Raw genomic sequence first — 13,210 nt, 5'->3', positions numbered from 1 at the left:
GCTCAGGCGTTGGCGGCGACCTCGGTGCCCGCGCCCCGCGCGCGGATCACCGGCTTGTTGTCCTCGGCCGACGACGGGGCGGGCGCCTGGGCGACCGAGCAGCCGCCGCACCCGTCGCCGCAGCCGGTGCCGGCGGACGAGCCGCACGGCGTCGTCGCGTGCGCGCGGTGGACGGTGGCCGCGTTGGCCTCGTGGGTCGCGATCAGCTCGGCGAAGCCGGCGTCGTCGAGGCCGAGGATCGAGAAGCCGTTGTCGCGCAGCATGTGCAGGTCGGCGAGCGCGTCCTGGCCCTCGGAGGTGAGGTAGTCGCCGAGGAAGATCGAGTTGGCGACGTGCAGCGCGGTCGCCTGCAGCGTGCGCAGGTGCATCTCGCGGCCGCCGGCGATGCGGATCTCCTTGTCGGGGCACACGAAGCGCGCCATCGTCAGGATCTTCACGCAGCGGGTGGGGGAGAGCTCCCACGTGTTCTGGTACGGCGTCCCGTCGAACGGCATCAGGAAGTTCACCGGGATCGAGTCGGTGTCGAGCGCCTTCAGCGCGAAGAGCGCCTCCACGAGCTGCTCGTCGGTCTCGCCGAGCCCGGCGATCAGGCCGGAGCAGGGCGACAGCCCGGCCGACTTCGCCTTGCCGATCGTGTCGACGCGGTCGGCGTAGGTGTGGGTCTGGACGATGTTGTCGTGGTGGGACTCGGCCGTGTTGATGTTGTGGTTGTAGGCGTCGACGCCGGCCGACTTGAGCCGCTCGGCCTGCCCGTCCTTGAGCAGCCCGAGGCAGGCACAGACCTCCACGCCGTCGTACTCGTCCTTGAGGGCCTCGGTCATCTCGACGACCTTGTCGATGTCGCGGTCGGAGGGACCGCGGCCCGACGACACCATGCAGACGCGGGTCGCGCCGCCGCGCAGGCCGGCGCCGGCCTGCTTGAGGGTCTCGTCCTTCGACAGGTAGGAGTACTTGAGGATCGGCGCCTCGGAGCCCATCGCCTGGCTGCAGTAGTTGCAGTTCTCGGGGCACAGGCCCGACTTCAGGTTGACGAGGTAGTTGACCTTGACGGTGTTGCCGAAGTGCTCGCGGCGCAGCCGTCCGGCCGCCGCGACGAGGAACATCAGCTCGTGGTCGGGCGCCCGGAGCACCGCGAGCGCGTCCGCCTCGGTCGCGGCGCCGCCCTCGAGGATGCGGGTCGCGAGCGCGTCGAAGTTCGTGGTCATGGGTGCTCCTTGCGGGCGAGGCGGCCTAACTGAACAGTGTTCAGGTGGGAAGGATAGCCGGGATCGGCCGGCACGTCGAGACCGTCCCGGGGCCGGGTCAGTCGTCGCCGATGCCCCGCGCGTGCAGCGCCTCGCCCGTCGCCCGCGCGTGCGCGACCACCCGGATCACCAGCGGGGTGAGGTACGCGCGAGGGCTCCGCTCGAGCCCACGCGCCCGGGCGGCGTCCCGCGTCTCGGCCGCGATCTCGAGCGTCAGCGGGATGCCGCGGACGAGCAGCGAGAAGGCCAGCGCGACCAGCTCGGGCCGCACGCCGAGGGCGCGGAACGGCTCGAGCCACCGGGTGATCGCGTCGACCATCCGCTCGATCGACGTCGTCGTGGTGAAGGCCGTCGCGAGCAGCACCATCGCCACCAGGCTGCCGACCACGACGAACGCCCGCTCGCCGCCCTGCTGCCAGCACTGGTACGCCGCCAGCAGCGCCAGGCCGATCGCCACGCCCCGCAGCGCCCGGGCCGCCCGCAGCAGCCGTACGCCCGCCACCGCGCAGGCCAGCAGTCCGAGAGCCAGCAGCGTCGCCGTCGTCGGGACCCCGCGCAGGGCGACGCCGGCCGCGCTGAGGACCAGCAGCCCGAGCAGCTTGGCGCCGACGGGCAGCCGGTGCAGGACGGAGGTGCCGGGCTGGTAGTCGCCGAGCGGGCTGGCTGCCACCGGGCGCCTCAGCTCGCGCCGGCGCGGTAGTGCGCGACCACCTCGGCGGGCGCACCGTCGGCGACCACGCGACCGTCGTCGACGAGGAGCGCGCGGTCACAGCGCAGCGCGAGGTCGAGGTCGTGCGTCGCGACGACCAGCTGCTGGGGGAGCCCCAGCAGCAGGTCGCCGATCCGGCGGGCGTTGCGGAGGTCGAGCAGCGTCGTGGGCTCGTCGGCGACGAGGATCGCGGGATCGGTGGCCAGTACGCCGGCGATGGCGAGCAGCTGGCGCTGGCCGCCCGACAGTGCGTGCACGCTGCGCTCGCCCAGCCCCTCCAGCCCGTACGACGTCAGCACCTCCCGCGCCGCGGCGGCCCGCTCCTCGCGTCCGCGGACCCGGTGGCGCAGCGACAGCGCGACGTCCTCCAGCACCGTCGGCATCACCAGCTGCGCCGTCGGGTCGGTGAAGACGAAGCCGACCCGGCGTCGCACCTCCCGGCCCTTGCGGGCGACGTCGAGACCGTCGACGACGACCCGCCCGGACGTGGGCTCGACGAGCCCGTTGACGAGCCGGGCGAGGGTCGACTTGCCGGAGCCGTTGGGGCCGACGAGGGCGATCCGCTGCTCGGTCAGCTCGAGCGAGGTCTCGTGCAGCACGGTGACCTCCGGCGTGGGGCCACCCGGCGTCGCTGCCCGGACGACGACCCGGTCGAGCTCGATCCGGCTCATGCGGTGGCCGCGACCGGCTCCTGCGACCTCGTCCGGCGCGCGACCAGGTCGGGGAAGGCGCGGTGCACCGCGGTGGCGACCAGCGCCATCACGACGTTCTTGGCGATGTCGCCCGGGAAGTAGGCGGTGTCGATGACGAAGGCGTCCTTGATGCCCATGTCGCCGCGCCACGCGAGGTTGAGCGGGCCGAGGGTGTGGATGAACACCACGCTGCTGAGCAGGCCGCAGGTGAAGACGACCGCGAACTGCGTGGCGTTCTCGCGCTTGCGGTGCACGAGATAGCCGCACAGTGCGGCGGCCAGCGGGAAGGCCACCAGGTAGCCGGCGGTGAGGCCGCTGTAGTGCGCGATGCCGGAGGTGCCCCCCGAGTAGATCGGCAGCACGAGGCCGGCGACGAGGTAGAGGACGACCGCGAGGAAGCCCCGCACGGGGCCGAGCACGGCGCCGGCGAGCAGGACGCCGAAGGTCTGCAGCGAGTAGGGGACGCCCACCCCGGTCTTGATCTCGGGGAGCAGGGCGCACACGGCGATCAACGCGGCGAAGCCGGCGACCAGGGCGACGTCGGTGGTGGGGGTACGGCGGTTCATCGTCCACTCTCAGGGGTGCTCGGGGGGATCGCGGCTCGACGGCCGCGCGAACTGAACGGTGTTCAGGTTAGGCTGGTGCCGCGACCGGGGTCAAAGCGGGCCCGGCGAGCGGTGTTCGAGGAGGTCGGGTGCGCTACCGGCGGCAGGACGTGGTCGAGCGGGCGATCGCCGTGCTCGACGAGCGCGGCATCGATGGGCTGACGATGCGCAAGCTCGCGGCCGACCTGGGCGTGCAGCCCGGCGCGCTCTACCACCACTTCGCGGGCAAGGACGCGCTGCTGCAGGCGGTCGCCGACGAGATCCTGCGGCGCGGACGCCGGCCCGCGGAGATCATGGCGTGGGACGCCGAGCTGCAGCTGCTGTGCCTCGGCCTGCGCGACGCGATGCGGCGCCACCGCGACGGAGCGCTCCTCATCGCCCAGGTGCACCGCGCGGACGCGGAGGCGCTGGAGCAGCCGCTGCGCGCCGCCCTCGACCGGGCCGGGGCGGCCGACGACCTCGCCCGGGTCGGGGCCCGCGCGCTGGTCCGGTTCGTGCTCGCCCACGAGGACGACGAGGCGGTCGACTTCGCCCTCGGCCTGGGGCTCCTTCTCGACGGGCTGCGCCAGCGGGTCAGTCCGTCGGCGTGAAGGTGATGCTCTGCGGCGTCTGCGGTGCCTCGTCGAACCGGCCGGCCGGGCATCCCCAGCAGTTCTGCTGGACGACGACCCGTCGGCCGTCCACGTCGAGGACCCACCAGCGCCCGAGATAGGGCGCCGGACCGCCCACGGCCGTCTCGGGGTTCCCGGGCAGCTTGACCGCGCCGCCCTCGCACCGTGAGTCGTCGAAGGTGTCGGGCACCCGCGCCTCCAGGTAGATCGCGTCGGCTCCACCGAGCTGGACGTGCGCGGGCCGGGACACCTCGTAGACCGGCACGTCGACGAGCGCCCGGACCAGGTCGTCGACGGTCGGTCCGACGGGCGCGAGCCGGGGGTCGGTGCAGGGATCACGCGGGACGCCGTACGCGTCGCCGGCGACCTCGGTCTTCACGATGAAGTCCTGGGTCGCGAGGAAGAGGCCGCCGTCGTGGGCGGTGGTGCGGTCCGGCAGGTCGATGTCGAACGAGAGGTGGCCGTCGACCGGCACCCGGTACCGGCCGGCCGCGACGTCGACCGACGTCTCGCCGGGTGCCGCGTCCGGCAACGCCCGGACCGCCTGCGGCGACTCGCCCTGCGTCTCGGTCGGGTCCTTGGCCGGCTCGACGGTGCCGTCCCGGCCGCCGGTGCTCAGGATGCCGATCCCGCCACCGACCAGGGCCAGGGCCGCCACGGCAGCGACGACCGCTCCGGCCAGCCGCTGCCGCCGGTGCGCGGTGCGCTCCAGCGTGGCGAACTCCGGCGGCACGACCTCACGTGCGAGGTCCCTCAGTTGCTCCCAGTCAGCCATGGCTCGGCTCCTCCCTCTCGCTCGCCGGATCCCACTCGGCCATCAGCTCCGCGAGCCGTTGGCGCCCCCGCCCGAGCCGGGACTTGACCGTGCCCACCGGCAGCCCGAGCTGCTCGGCGATCTCGGACACCGGCAGGTCGGCCAGGTGGTGCAGGACCACCGCCTCGCGCTGGTCCGGGTCGAGCAGCGCCAGCGCCGCCACCAGGGCGACGTGCTCGGGGCCGACCTCGACGGTCGGCTCGCCGGGCCGGTCCAGCGCCTGGTGGCGGCGTACGACGGCGAGGTGGCGCCAGCCGCGGTGGAGCCGGCGCAGGGCCACGGTCCTGACCCACGCCTCGGGGTTGGCGACGGAACGGAGGGTCCGGTGCTTGCGGATCGCGGTGATGAAGGCCTCCTGCACCGCGTCCTCCGCATCGGTCAGGTCGCCGCAGATGGCGTACATCTGCACGACCAGCCGGCGGTACGACGCGGCGTACAGGGCCTCGATGCCCTCTGCCGCGCGCCTGCCGTCCACCAGCACCTCCGTCATGTCGTTCAACCGTCCCGCATCACGGGGTCGCTGTGAAGGTGATGGTCCCGGCCGTCTTCGGCGCACGGGCGAGGTCGCGGTCCGAGCACCCCCAGCAGTTCTGCTGTACGACGACCCGTCGGCCCTCGACGTCGAGGACCCACCAGCGACCGGTGTAGGGCGCGGGCCCGCCGACCGCGGTGTCCGGGTTGCCGGGCAGCTGCACGGCACCGCCGGCGCACTTCGAGTCGTCGTAGCCGCGAGGGACCCGCGCCTCGAGGTAGGCGCCCTCGGCACCGCCGAGCTCGACCGCCTCGGGAGCCGAGACCTCGTAGGCCGGCAGGTCCGACAGCGCGGCGACGAGGTCTTCGACCGTGCTGCCCGCGGGCTCGATGGTCTGGTCGGTGCACGGGTCGCGCGGGACGCCGTACTCCTCGCCGGCGAGCTCGGTCTTGAGCACGAAGCTCGGGGTGGCGAGGAAGAGCCCGTTGTCGTGGACCGTGCTGCCGGCCGGCAGGGTGACGTCGAACGACAGGGCGTCGTCGAGCCTCACGCGGTAGCGGCCGGCGGCGACGTCGATGGACGTCCCGCCCGTCGGGGCCTCGGGGAGGGCGAGCACGCCCGCGGGCAGGTCGGCCGGGGTCGACGGGCTGGACCCGGCGGGCTCGCTGGGCTCGCTGGACTCGCTGGAGGACGGCGTGGCCGTCGTGTCGTCATCTGCATCGCTGTCGGAGCAGGCGCCCAGGAGGGCGGTCGCCGCGGCGAGGGCGACCGACGTCCGGAGGAGGGAGGTGGTTCTCATGAACCCACGAGGTCCGGGGTACCGCCCAGGTTCCCGGGACGCCCCATTCTTTACCTGGAGCGTCTCCACCCGCGCGGGCGGCGTTCGGCGAGCGTTATTGTCCCGGAAACATCTGGGAGGCAATGTGGACGACATGGCAGTGAAGACGCAGAAGCCCGTGACCGTGGTGCTGTTCGGTGCGACCGGCGACCTGGCGCGACGCAAGCTCCTGCCGGGGCTGCTGCACCTCTTCGAGACGGGACTGCTGCCCCAGCTCCAGATCGTCGGCACGTCGCTGGACGACCACACGACGGAGTCCTTCGTCGCCTTCGTGCACGAGGCGGTCAAGGAGTTCTCGGGCGACGACGGCGACATGGACGCCTGGCCGGAGTTCAGCAAGCTGCTGCACTGGGCGCCCGGTGCCGAGGGGTCCTCCGGGCTGCGAGCGGCGGTGGAGAAGGCCGAGTCCGGCCTGGACGGCGACCGGATCCGCCTGCACTACCTGAGCGTCCCACCCAAGGCGGCCCTGTCGGTGGTGAAGACCCTCGACGAGGCGGAGCTCGTCGAGGGCAGCCGGATCATCATGGAGAAGCCGTTCGGCGTCGACCTGACGACGGCCAAGGCGCTCAACGCCGAGCTCCACAAGACCTTCGACGAGTCGCAGATCTACCGGATCGACCACTTCCTCGGGAAGGAGGCGGCGCAGAACATCCTCGCGTTCCGCTTCGCCAACGGGCTGTTCGAGCCGATCTGGCACCGCAACAACATCGACCACATCCAGATCGACGTGCCCGAGGAGCTGGGGCTCGACCAGCGCGCGAACTTCTACGAGTCGACCGGCGCCTACAAGGACATGGTCGTCACCCACCTCTTCCAGGTGCTCGCGTTCATCGCCCTGGAGCCGCCGACCGAGCTGACCCCGGCCGCCATCAACGAGGAGAAGAACAAGGTCTTCCGCTCGATGGTCCCGATCGACCCGGCCGACGTCGTACGGGGCCAGTACCAGGGCTATCGCAACATCGAGGGTGTCGCGCCCGAGTCGGAGACCGAGACCTTCATCGCGCTCAAGTGCTACATCGACAACTGGCGCTGGGCCGGCGTGCCCTTCTACCTCCGCACCGGCAAGCGGCTGGCCGAGGGGGCGCGGATCATCTCGATCGCCTTCAAAGAGCCCCCGAAGTCGATGTTCCCGAAGAACTCCGGCGTCGGCGACCACGGCCCCGACCACCTGACCTTCGACCTCGCCGACAAGGCCAAGATGTCGCTGTCCTTCTACGGCAAACGGCCCGGCCCGGGCATGAAGCTCGACAAGCTCTCGATGCAGTTCGCGATGGGCGACACGACGTGGGCGGGCTCGGTGCTCGAGGCCTACGAGCGGCTCATCTACGACGCCGCGCGCGGCGACCGGACGCTGTTCACGTCGGCCGAGGGCATCGAGCGGCTCTGGGAGGTCTCCGCCCCGCTGCTGGAGAACCCGCCCGTCGTGCGGCCCTACCGGCAGGGCAGCTGGGGGCCCAACCAGATCCACCAGCTGATCGCGCCCTACGCGTGGCGGCTGCCGTTCGAGCGGCAGTGGCGCGACCCGAACACCCTGGGCGGCTGAGCGCTAGTCGATGACGCCGGCCTCGCGGGCCAGCCGTACGGCGTGCACGCGGTTGGTCGCGTGCAGCTTGCGCATGGCGTTCTTCAGGTAGGACTTCACGGTGCTCTCCACGAGCCCGAGGGACTCGGCGACCTGGCGGTTGCTCTGTCCCAGCGCCACCTGCGCGAGGACGTCGATCTCGCGTGCGGCGAGACCGGTCGGCACCGGCGTGCGGGGTGCTGCCGGCTCGGGGGAGCGGCCCAGCTCGACGCGGTGGCGCACCTCCTCGAGCCGGGAGCGGAGGCCCTCGTCGTCGATCAGCGCAGCGAGGTCGGCGAGCTCGTCGGAGATGTCGCGGAGGTCGGCGCGGGTCAGCTGCACCGCCGGCGGCGTGGACGTGGTGGTCGGCAGCGACGGCACCGCTCCCACGCGGCCCAGGGCCAGCAGGCGGCGTCGCACCTCGTCGTCGACCGCGATCTCGCGCTCGACCTTGCGCACGAGGGGGAGGAAGGCGTCGTACCAGACGTCGCCGAGGACGACCTGGGTGCGGTGGGCGAGGTAGACGACCATCCGCGGGATCCGGTCGACGACGATGGGCAGCGCGGTCACCGTCTCCAGCTGCTCGGCGCGCACCGGGCCGTCGTACTGGTGGGTGATGCCGCGGGCGTCGTAGTAGTTGGTGACCGAGACCGGGCGACCGATCATCAGTGCCTTGCCGCCGAGGCCGTAGCTGCTGCGCACCCGCAGGCCCTGCAGGGAGCGGGTGTTCGTGCCGTGGAGGCCGGTGATGTCGAGGGCCGTGCCCCCGGCGACGACCGGCCCGCCGAACGCGACGTCGCTGCGGCCGACCGCGCGGAAGTCGGCGAGCGCGCGCAGGAGCCGGCTGCCGTCGTACGGCGCCTCCTGGACCACTCCGGTTGCCATGACGACAACGGTAGGTGACCGCGGTCACACCGGCAATGCGGCTACCTCCTTAGGGGGGTGAGGGGTGGTCGACCCCACCTTCGGGGGGCCCGCGGTGATTGTGGCCCGGCTCACACTCTGCGCCACGCACGACCACCGAGGAGTGATCCATGTCCGACCGTTCGACACCCCCGACCCCGATGCGCCGCGTCGCCTTCGCGAGCTGCGCCGGTACCACCATCGAGTTCTACGACTTCTTCATCTACGGCACCGCCGCGGCGCTGGTGTTCCCGACGGTGTTCTTCCCCGCACTGGGCGACTCCGCGGCGAGCGTGGCGTCCTTCGCCACCTTCGCCGTGGCGTTCATCGCCCGGCCGGTGGGCGCGATCGGCTTCGGCCACTTCGGTGACCGGCTGGGCCGCAAGAGGACGCTGATCAGCACCCTGCTGCTCATGGGCGCCGCGACCGTCGCCATCGGCCTGCTGCCCAGCGCCGACACGATCGGCGTCGCCGCGCCGATCCTGCTCGTGGCGCTGCGCTTCCTCCAGGGCCTCGCCGTCGGCGGAGAGTGGGCGGGCGCGACGCTGCTCGCCGCGGAGTACGCGCCGCCGAACAAGCGCGGCCTGTACGCCGCCTTCCCGCAGCTCGGCCCGGCCATCGCCTTCGCCCTCTCCAGCGGCACCTTCCTGTTCATCAACCGCGCCGTCGGCGAGACCAGCCCGGCGTTCGTCGAGTGGGGCTGGCGGGTCCCGTTCGTGGCCAGCGCGCTGCTCGTCCTGGTCGGCCTCTACGTCCGGCTGAAGGTCGAGGAGACCCCGATGTTCCGGGAGACCACGAAGACCCGGGCCAGCACGCAGGGCCCGCTCGCGGCGGCGCTGAAGCACCAGTGGCGGGAGATCCTGCTCGGCGGTGGGTCGCTGGCGATGCTCTTCGCCTTCTTCTACATCGGCACCGCGTTCCTGACCTCCTACGGCACCACCGTGATCGGCCTGTCCCGCGCCACCGTGCTCACGATGGGTGTCGTCGGCGCCGTCGTCTTCGGCGCGCTGATCACGCTGTCGGCCGTCTACAGCGACCGCTTCGGCCGTCGCAAGGTCGTCCTCGCGTCCTGCCTGGTCGCCGTCCCGTGGGGCTTCGCGCTCTTCCCGATCCTCGACAAGGGCACCGGCACGGCCTTCGCCATCGGCCTGTTCGGCACGCTCGCGATCTTCGCCGTCTCCTACGGCCCGGCGGGCGCGATGCTGCCGGAGATGTTCCGCACGGAGTACCGCTACACCGGCGCGGGCATGGCCTACAACCTCGCCGGCGTCATCGGAGGCGGTACGGCGCCGTACCTCGCCTCGGACTTCGTCGAGGCCGGCAACACCAACGCCGTCGGCTGGATGCTGGCCGCGTTCGGCGCGCTCAGCGTGGTCTGCGTGCTGCTGATGGCCGAGACCCGGCACCGCGCGATGCACGCGGCGCCGGGCACCGGCACGCACGTCGAGGAGGACGTCGTCCCCGTCTGAGCAGTCGTCGCCGTCAGGCGGTGCGGTACTCGTAGTCGTCCAGCGGGAACCGCACCGCCTCGCGGTGTGCCGACAGCGTCGACGTCGGTCGAAGCAGCACGGCTTCGCCGTGCTGGTTGAAGTAGTAGCTCCGCGCGGTCGAGCAGCTCCCGGCGGAGAACACCGAGTTCCCGAGCAGGCCGGTCATCCGCTCCAGGAAGGCGTCGTTGGCCTCCTCGGTGACCTCGACGACGTCGGCGCCACGCTTCGCCATCGCCTTGAGCAGCCGCTCCATGTGGGCCATCTGGGTCTCGATGGTCGTGAAGTAGGACAGGCCCGAGTAGGAGTAGGGACTGTTGAGCGAGAAGAAGTTCGGGAACTTCGGCACCGCGATGCCCTCGTAGGCCTGGAACCGGGTCTCGCGCCACCACTTGCCGAGGTCGCGGCCCTCGCGGCCGATCACCTCGATGGCCGGGAAGTTGGTGTCCCACAGGTTGAAGCCCGTGGCGAGCACCAGGACGTCGAGGTCGGCCCGGTTGCCGTCCGCGGTCACGATCCCCGCCGCGTCGACGTGGTCGATCGTGGTCGTCTCCAGGTCGACGTGCGGCTTGGTGAAGGTCGGGAAGTAGGTGTTGCTGAAGGTCGGGCGCTTGCACCCGAAGTCGTAGTCCGGCGTCAGCTTCGCCCGCAGCTCCGGGTCCTTGACCTGGCGGCGCAGGTGCGCCTCGCAGACCCGCTTGCCGATCTGGTTGGCCGCCGGGAGGTCGCGGAAGTGCAGGACGCCGGCGACCATCAGCAGCTCGAGGATCGACGTGCCGACCAGGCGGGTGGCCTTCTGGGTCAGCGGCACCTTCGCGAACGCCCCGCGCACGACGCCGGGCACCGGGCCGTCCATCTTGGGGCTCACGTAGATCGGCGTGCGCTGGTAGACGGTGAGGTGGTCGGCCACCTTCGCCAGCTCGGGGATCAGCTGCACGGCGGTCGCGCCCGTGCCGATGATGCCGATCCGCTTGCCCTGCAGGTCGATGCCGTCGTCCCAGCGGGTCGTGTGCATGACCGTCCCGGCGAAGTCCTCGACCCCCGGGATGTCGGGCAGCTTCGGCTGGGAGAGGAAGCCGGTCGCGGTCAGCAGGAAGCGGCCGACGACGCTCTCGCCGCCCTCGAGGGAGACGCGCCAGGTCGACGTCTCCTCGTCCCAGCGCGCGCCCTCGACGACGGTGTCGAAGCGCATGTGGCGGCGCAGGTCGTACTTGTCGGCCACGTGCACCGCGTAGGCCTTGAGCTCCGGCCCGGGCGCGAACAGCCGCGTCCAGTGCGGGTTCGGCTCGAAGGAGTAGGAGTAGGTCGAGCTCGGGATGTCGACGGCGAGACCGGGGTAGCGGTTGACGTGCCAGGTGCCGCCGAGGTCGTCCTCGCGCTCGAGGATCACCAGGTCGTCGTACCCGAGGCGCTTGAGCTGGATCGCGGCACCCATGCCGCCGAAGCCGGCGCCGACGATGACGGCGTCGTGGATGTGGGTGGTCATCGGTTGCTCCGATCGGTGGCGGCGTCGAGCCTGGCGGTGTACGCCGCTCGCGCGACGTCGTCGGGGTGGAGGGCGCGGTCGCCGCGGACGACCTTGCGGACCCGGTCCATGACGGGGACCGGGACGAGGTGGGTGCCGGCGGCCAGCGCGCCGACGTAGCGGGGGACGGCGATCTCGGCGGCGCGGTTGCGCACCGAGTCGACGACGGCGTCGGCGATGTCGCCGGGCTTCACCTTCGGGATCGGCTTCATGTCGAAGCCGGAGGCGAGGTCGGTGTCGACGGCCGAGGGCAGGATCGCGGTCAGGGTGACGCCGTGGGGCGCCATCTCCAGGCGCGTCGCGGCGGTCAGCCCGACCACCGCGAACTTGCTGGCGTTGTAGACCGCCAGACCGGGGACCGGGAACTTCCCGGCCAGCGAGGCGATGTTGACGACGTGCCCGCGGCGGCGCTCGACCATCCCCGGCAGCACCCGGCGCATGCCGTTGAGCACGCCCTGCACGTTGACCTCCATGGTCAGCCGGTCCGTGGCCGGCGTCTGCTCCAGGAAGGCGCCGCTCGGCATCACGCCGGCGTTGTTGACCAGGACGTCCACGGGACCGTGCTCCGCCTCGGCGGCGTCGACGAAGGCGTCGTACGACGCCGCGTCGGCCACGTCGACCTGGTGGGCGCTGGCACCGGTCTCCTCGGCGGTCCGGGTGGCGGCGGCGAGGTCGAGGTCGCCGACGGACACCCTGGCGCCGCGCGCCAGGAAGGCCTCCGCGGTGGCGCGGCCGATGCCGCGGGCGCCGCCCGTGATGACGACGTGGGCGCCGTCGAGGTCGATGCGGGCGGGTCGGGTCATCGGGTCAGCTCCAGGGTCTTCAGGCGTCGGGTGACGAGGGACGGGGCGTTGGTGCGGGCGGTCGCGCGCACGTCGTCGAGGCGGGCGGCGTCCATGAAGTTGGGGCCCATCGCGTCGAGGTCCGCGCGGGTGGGCTCGATGCGGGAGACCCGGGCGCCGGCGGCGCGGAGGAGCGCGACCTCGCGGTCGACGCGGCGGGTCATCGGGTGGCGCAGGAGGCGCTCGAGCCGGGCGGCACCCTTCGCCGGAGCGCCGCCGTGGCTCGACATCGGGGCGACGACCACGACCTCGTCGATCCGCCCGGCGGCGATCTCGGAAAGCAGCAGGTCCGCGGAGGTGGGGGAGACCGCGCCCCCGTCGAGCAGCCGGTGCCCGTCGATCGTGACCGGCGGGAACCAGCCCGGGATCGCCCACGACGCGGCGATCGCCTCGCCGAGGGTGGCCCGCGGTGCGTCGGGGTGGCCGAGCGCGATCCGCCCACCCGTGGCGGCGTCGGCCGCGACCAGCCAGGTCGCCGGGTGCCTGGTCCAGCCGTCGCGGGTGGCGAGCGCGTCCCCCAGCTCCACCAGCCAGTGCGGGTCGCCGCCGCCGCGCGGGAGGAGGCCGGCGAGCCCGGCGAGCACGTCGACGCGGCGGGTGAGGGCGGCACGGGTCAGGCCGAGGCCAGGCAGCCAGGGGCGCGGCAGGCCGGGCAGCCTTCCGGGGGCGCCGGGGGAGGAGAGGTGCGCGGCGACCTTCCGGTCCGTCGCGGCGTCGATCGCGGACGCCCGGATGCCCGAGCCCAGCATCGCGACCAACTCGGCCCCCGCCGACGTACCGACGAGCACGTCGGCCGTGCGCGGGTCCCAGCCCTGCCGCTCGAGCTCGGCGAGGACGGCGGCCGTCCAGGCGAAGCCCAGGGTGCCGCCGCACCCGATCACCAGTGCGCGTCCCACGAAGCCCCCTG

14 protein-coding genes are annotated in these 13,210 nt (G+C 72.5%); 3 read left to right on the top strand and 11 right to left on the bottom strand.

Translation table 11 applies throughout. The features are described from left to right. Positions 1-2: 2 nt before the first annotated feature. The 4 genes from bioB to AC2YHB_RS09270 form a co-directional block, all read right to left on the bottom strand. Positions 3-1,205: a biotin synthase BioB gene (gene bioB / locus AC2YHB_RS09285; protein ID WP_179647617.1), complete on the bottom strand. Its 1,203-nt coding sequence runs from the start codon at positions 1,203-1,205 to the stop codon at positions 3-5. Positions 1,206-1,302: 97 nt separating this feature from the next. Beyond that, a complete protein-coding gene (locus AC2YHB_RS09280) occupies positions 1,303-1,914 on the bottom strand; it encodes a CbiQ family ECF transporter T component (protein ID WP_179647616.1) in 612 nt (203 codons plus the stop codon). Between the two features lie 8 nt (positions 1,915-1,922). Continuing rightward, a complete protein-coding gene (locus AC2YHB_RS09275; protein WP_179647615.1) occupies positions 1,923-2,624 on the bottom strand; it encodes an energy-coupling factor ABC transporter ATP-binding protein in 702 nt (233 codons plus the stop codon). Next, positions 2,621-3,211: a biotin transporter BioY gene (locus AC2YHB_RS09270; protein WP_036546880.1), complete on the bottom strand. Its 591-nt coding sequence runs from the start codon at positions 3,209-3,211 to the stop codon at positions 2,621-2,623. Before AC2YHB_RS09270 ends, AC2YHB_RS09275 begins: the two co-directional genes overlap by 4 nt. 128 nt (positions 3,212-3,339) lie before the next feature. On the opposite strand from AC2YHB_RS09270, the gene AC2YHB_RS09265 reads away from it, so the two are divergent. After that, entirely contained in the window at positions 3,340-3,840 is a 501-nt protein-coding gene (locus AC2YHB_RS09265; protein ID WP_179647614.1) for a TetR family transcriptional regulator, read from the top strand. On the opposite strand, the gene AC2YHB_RS09260 is transcribed toward AC2YHB_RS09265, so the two are convergent. Genes AC2YHB_RS09260 through AC2YHB_RS09250 form a run of 3 tightly spaced genes read right to left on the bottom strand, consistent with a single transcriptional unit; the run spans position 3,824 to position 5,946 of the window. Next, on the bottom strand, positions 3,824-4,636 hold the full coding sequence (locus AC2YHB_RS09260; RefSeq protein WP_487353802.1) for a hypothetical protein: 813 nt from the start codon (positions 4,634-4,636) through the stop codon (positions 3,824-3,826). The genes AC2YHB_RS09265 and AC2YHB_RS09260 overlap by 17 nt on opposite strands. Beyond that, positions 4,629-5,165, bottom strand: coding sequence for an RNA polymerase sigma factor (locus AC2YHB_RS09255; protein WP_487353801.1), 537 nt, complete (start codon positions 5,163-5,165; stop codon positions 4,629-4,631). The genes AC2YHB_RS09260 and AC2YHB_RS09255 overlap by 8 nt, the downstream gene beginning before the upstream one ends. A 19-nt stretch (positions 5,166-5,184) precedes the next feature. Next, a complete protein-coding gene (locus tag AC2YHB_RS09250) occupies positions 5,185-5,946 on the bottom strand; it encodes a hypothetical protein (RefSeq protein WP_036546874.1) in 762 nt (253 codons plus the stop codon). Between the two features lie 133 nt (positions 5,947-6,079). On the opposite strand from AC2YHB_RS09250, the gene zwf reads away from it, so the two are divergent. Further along, positions 6,080-7,528 (top strand): glucose-6-phosphate dehydrogenase, encoded by a 1,449-nt coding sequence (gene zwf, locus AC2YHB_RS09245; protein WP_036546871.1) that lies wholly within the window; start codon positions 6,080-6,082, stop codon positions 7,526-7,528. A gap of 3 nt (positions 7,529-7,531) precedes the next feature. On the opposite strand, the gene AC2YHB_RS09240 is transcribed toward zwf, so the two are convergent. Further along, entirely contained in the window at positions 7,532-8,431 is a 900-nt protein-coding gene (locus AC2YHB_RS09240) for a helix-turn-helix transcriptional regulator (protein ID WP_036547059.1), read from the bottom strand. 149 nt (positions 8,432-8,580) lie between these two features. Here AC2YHB_RS09240 and AC2YHB_RS09235 point away from each other — a divergent pair, with 149 nt between their 5' ends. Further along, the gene (locus AC2YHB_RS09235; RefSeq protein WP_487353800.1) at positions 8,581-9,918 is read left to right on the top strand and encodes an MFS transporter; all 1,338 of its coding nucleotides are present in this window, start codon (positions 8,581-8,583) and stop codon (positions 9,916-9,918) included. Between the two features lie 13 nt (positions 9,919-9,931). On the opposite strand, the gene AC2YHB_RS09230 is transcribed toward AC2YHB_RS09235, so the two are convergent. The 3 genes from AC2YHB_RS09230 to AC2YHB_RS09220 are packed head-to-tail and all read right to left on the bottom strand — an operon-like array spanning position 9,932 to position 13,199. After that, the gene (locus AC2YHB_RS09230) at positions 9,932-11,422 is read right to left on the bottom strand and encodes a flavin-containing monooxygenase (protein WP_179647609.1); all 1,491 of its coding nucleotides are present in this window, start codon (positions 11,420-11,422) and stop codon (positions 9,932-9,934) included. After that, positions 11,419-12,264: an SDR family oxidoreductase gene (locus tag AC2YHB_RS09225; protein ID WP_179647608.1), complete on the bottom strand. Its 846-nt coding sequence runs from the start codon at positions 12,262-12,264 to the stop codon at positions 11,419-11,421. Before AC2YHB_RS09225 ends, AC2YHB_RS09230 begins: the two co-directional genes overlap by 4 nt. Beyond that, on the bottom strand, positions 12,261-13,199 hold the full coding sequence (locus AC2YHB_RS09220) for a patatin-like phospholipase family protein (protein WP_218864585.1): 939 nt from the start codon (positions 13,197-13,199) through the stop codon (positions 12,261-12,263). The genes AC2YHB_RS09225 and AC2YHB_RS09220 overlap by 4 nt, the downstream gene beginning before the upstream one ends. Between the last annotated feature and the right edge of the window lie 11 nt (positions 13,200-13,210).

This window comes from Nocardioides sp. SRI_004 (assembly GCF_057586415.1).
The sequence above is the reverse complement of the archived record's forward strand: the minus strand, read 5'-3'. Positions and strand labels throughout refer to the sequence as shown.

What these genes read in the sequence shown, in the direction of transcription:
- bioB (WP_179647617.1), bottom strand. Translation starts at nt 1,205, where the DNA reads ATGACCACGAACTTCGACGCGCTCGCGACCCGCATCCTCGAGGGCGGC.
- AC2YHB_RS09275 (WP_179647615.1), bottom strand. Translation starts at nt 2,624, where the DNA reads ATGAGCCGGATCGAGCTCGACCGGGTCGTCGTCCGGGCAGCGACGCCG.
- AC2YHB_RS09270 (WP_036546880.1), bottom strand. Translation starts at nt 3,211, where the DNA reads ATGAACCGCCGTACCCCCACCACCGACGTCGCCCTGGTCGCCGGCTTC.
- AC2YHB_RS09260 (WP_487353802.1), bottom strand. Translation starts at nt 4,636, where the DNA reads ATGGCTGACTGGGAGCAACTGAGGGACCTCGCACGTGAGGTCGTGCCG.
- AC2YHB_RS09255 (WP_487353801.1), bottom strand. Translation starts at nt 5,165, where the DNA reads ATGACGGAGGTGCTGGTGGACGGCAGGCGCGCGGCAGAGGGCATCGAG.
- AC2YHB_RS09250 (WP_036546874.1), bottom strand. Translation starts at nt 5,946, where the DNA reads ATGAGAACCACCTCCCTCCTCCGGACGTCGGTCGCCCTCGCCGCGGCG.
- zwf (WP_036546871.1), top strand. Translation starts at nt 6,080, where the DNA reads ATGGCAGTGAAGACGCAGAAGCCCGTGACCGTGGTGCTGTTCGGTGCG.
- AC2YHB_RS09240 (WP_036547059.1), bottom strand. Translation starts at nt 8,431, where the DNA reads ATGGCAACCGGAGTGGTCCAGGAGGCGCCGTACGACGGCAGCCGGCTC.
- AC2YHB_RS09235 (WP_487353800.1), top strand. Translation starts at nt 8,581, where the DNA reads ATGTCCGACCGTTCGACACCCCCGACCCCGATGCGCCGCGTCGCCTTC.
- AC2YHB_RS09230 (WP_179647609.1), bottom strand. Translation starts at nt 11,422, where the DNA reads ATGACCACCCACATCCACGACGCCGTCATCGTCGGCGCCGGCTTCGGC.
- AC2YHB_RS09225 (WP_179647608.1), bottom strand. Translation starts at nt 12,264, where the DNA reads ATGACCCGACCCGCCCGCATCGACCTCGACGGCGCCCACGTCGTCATC.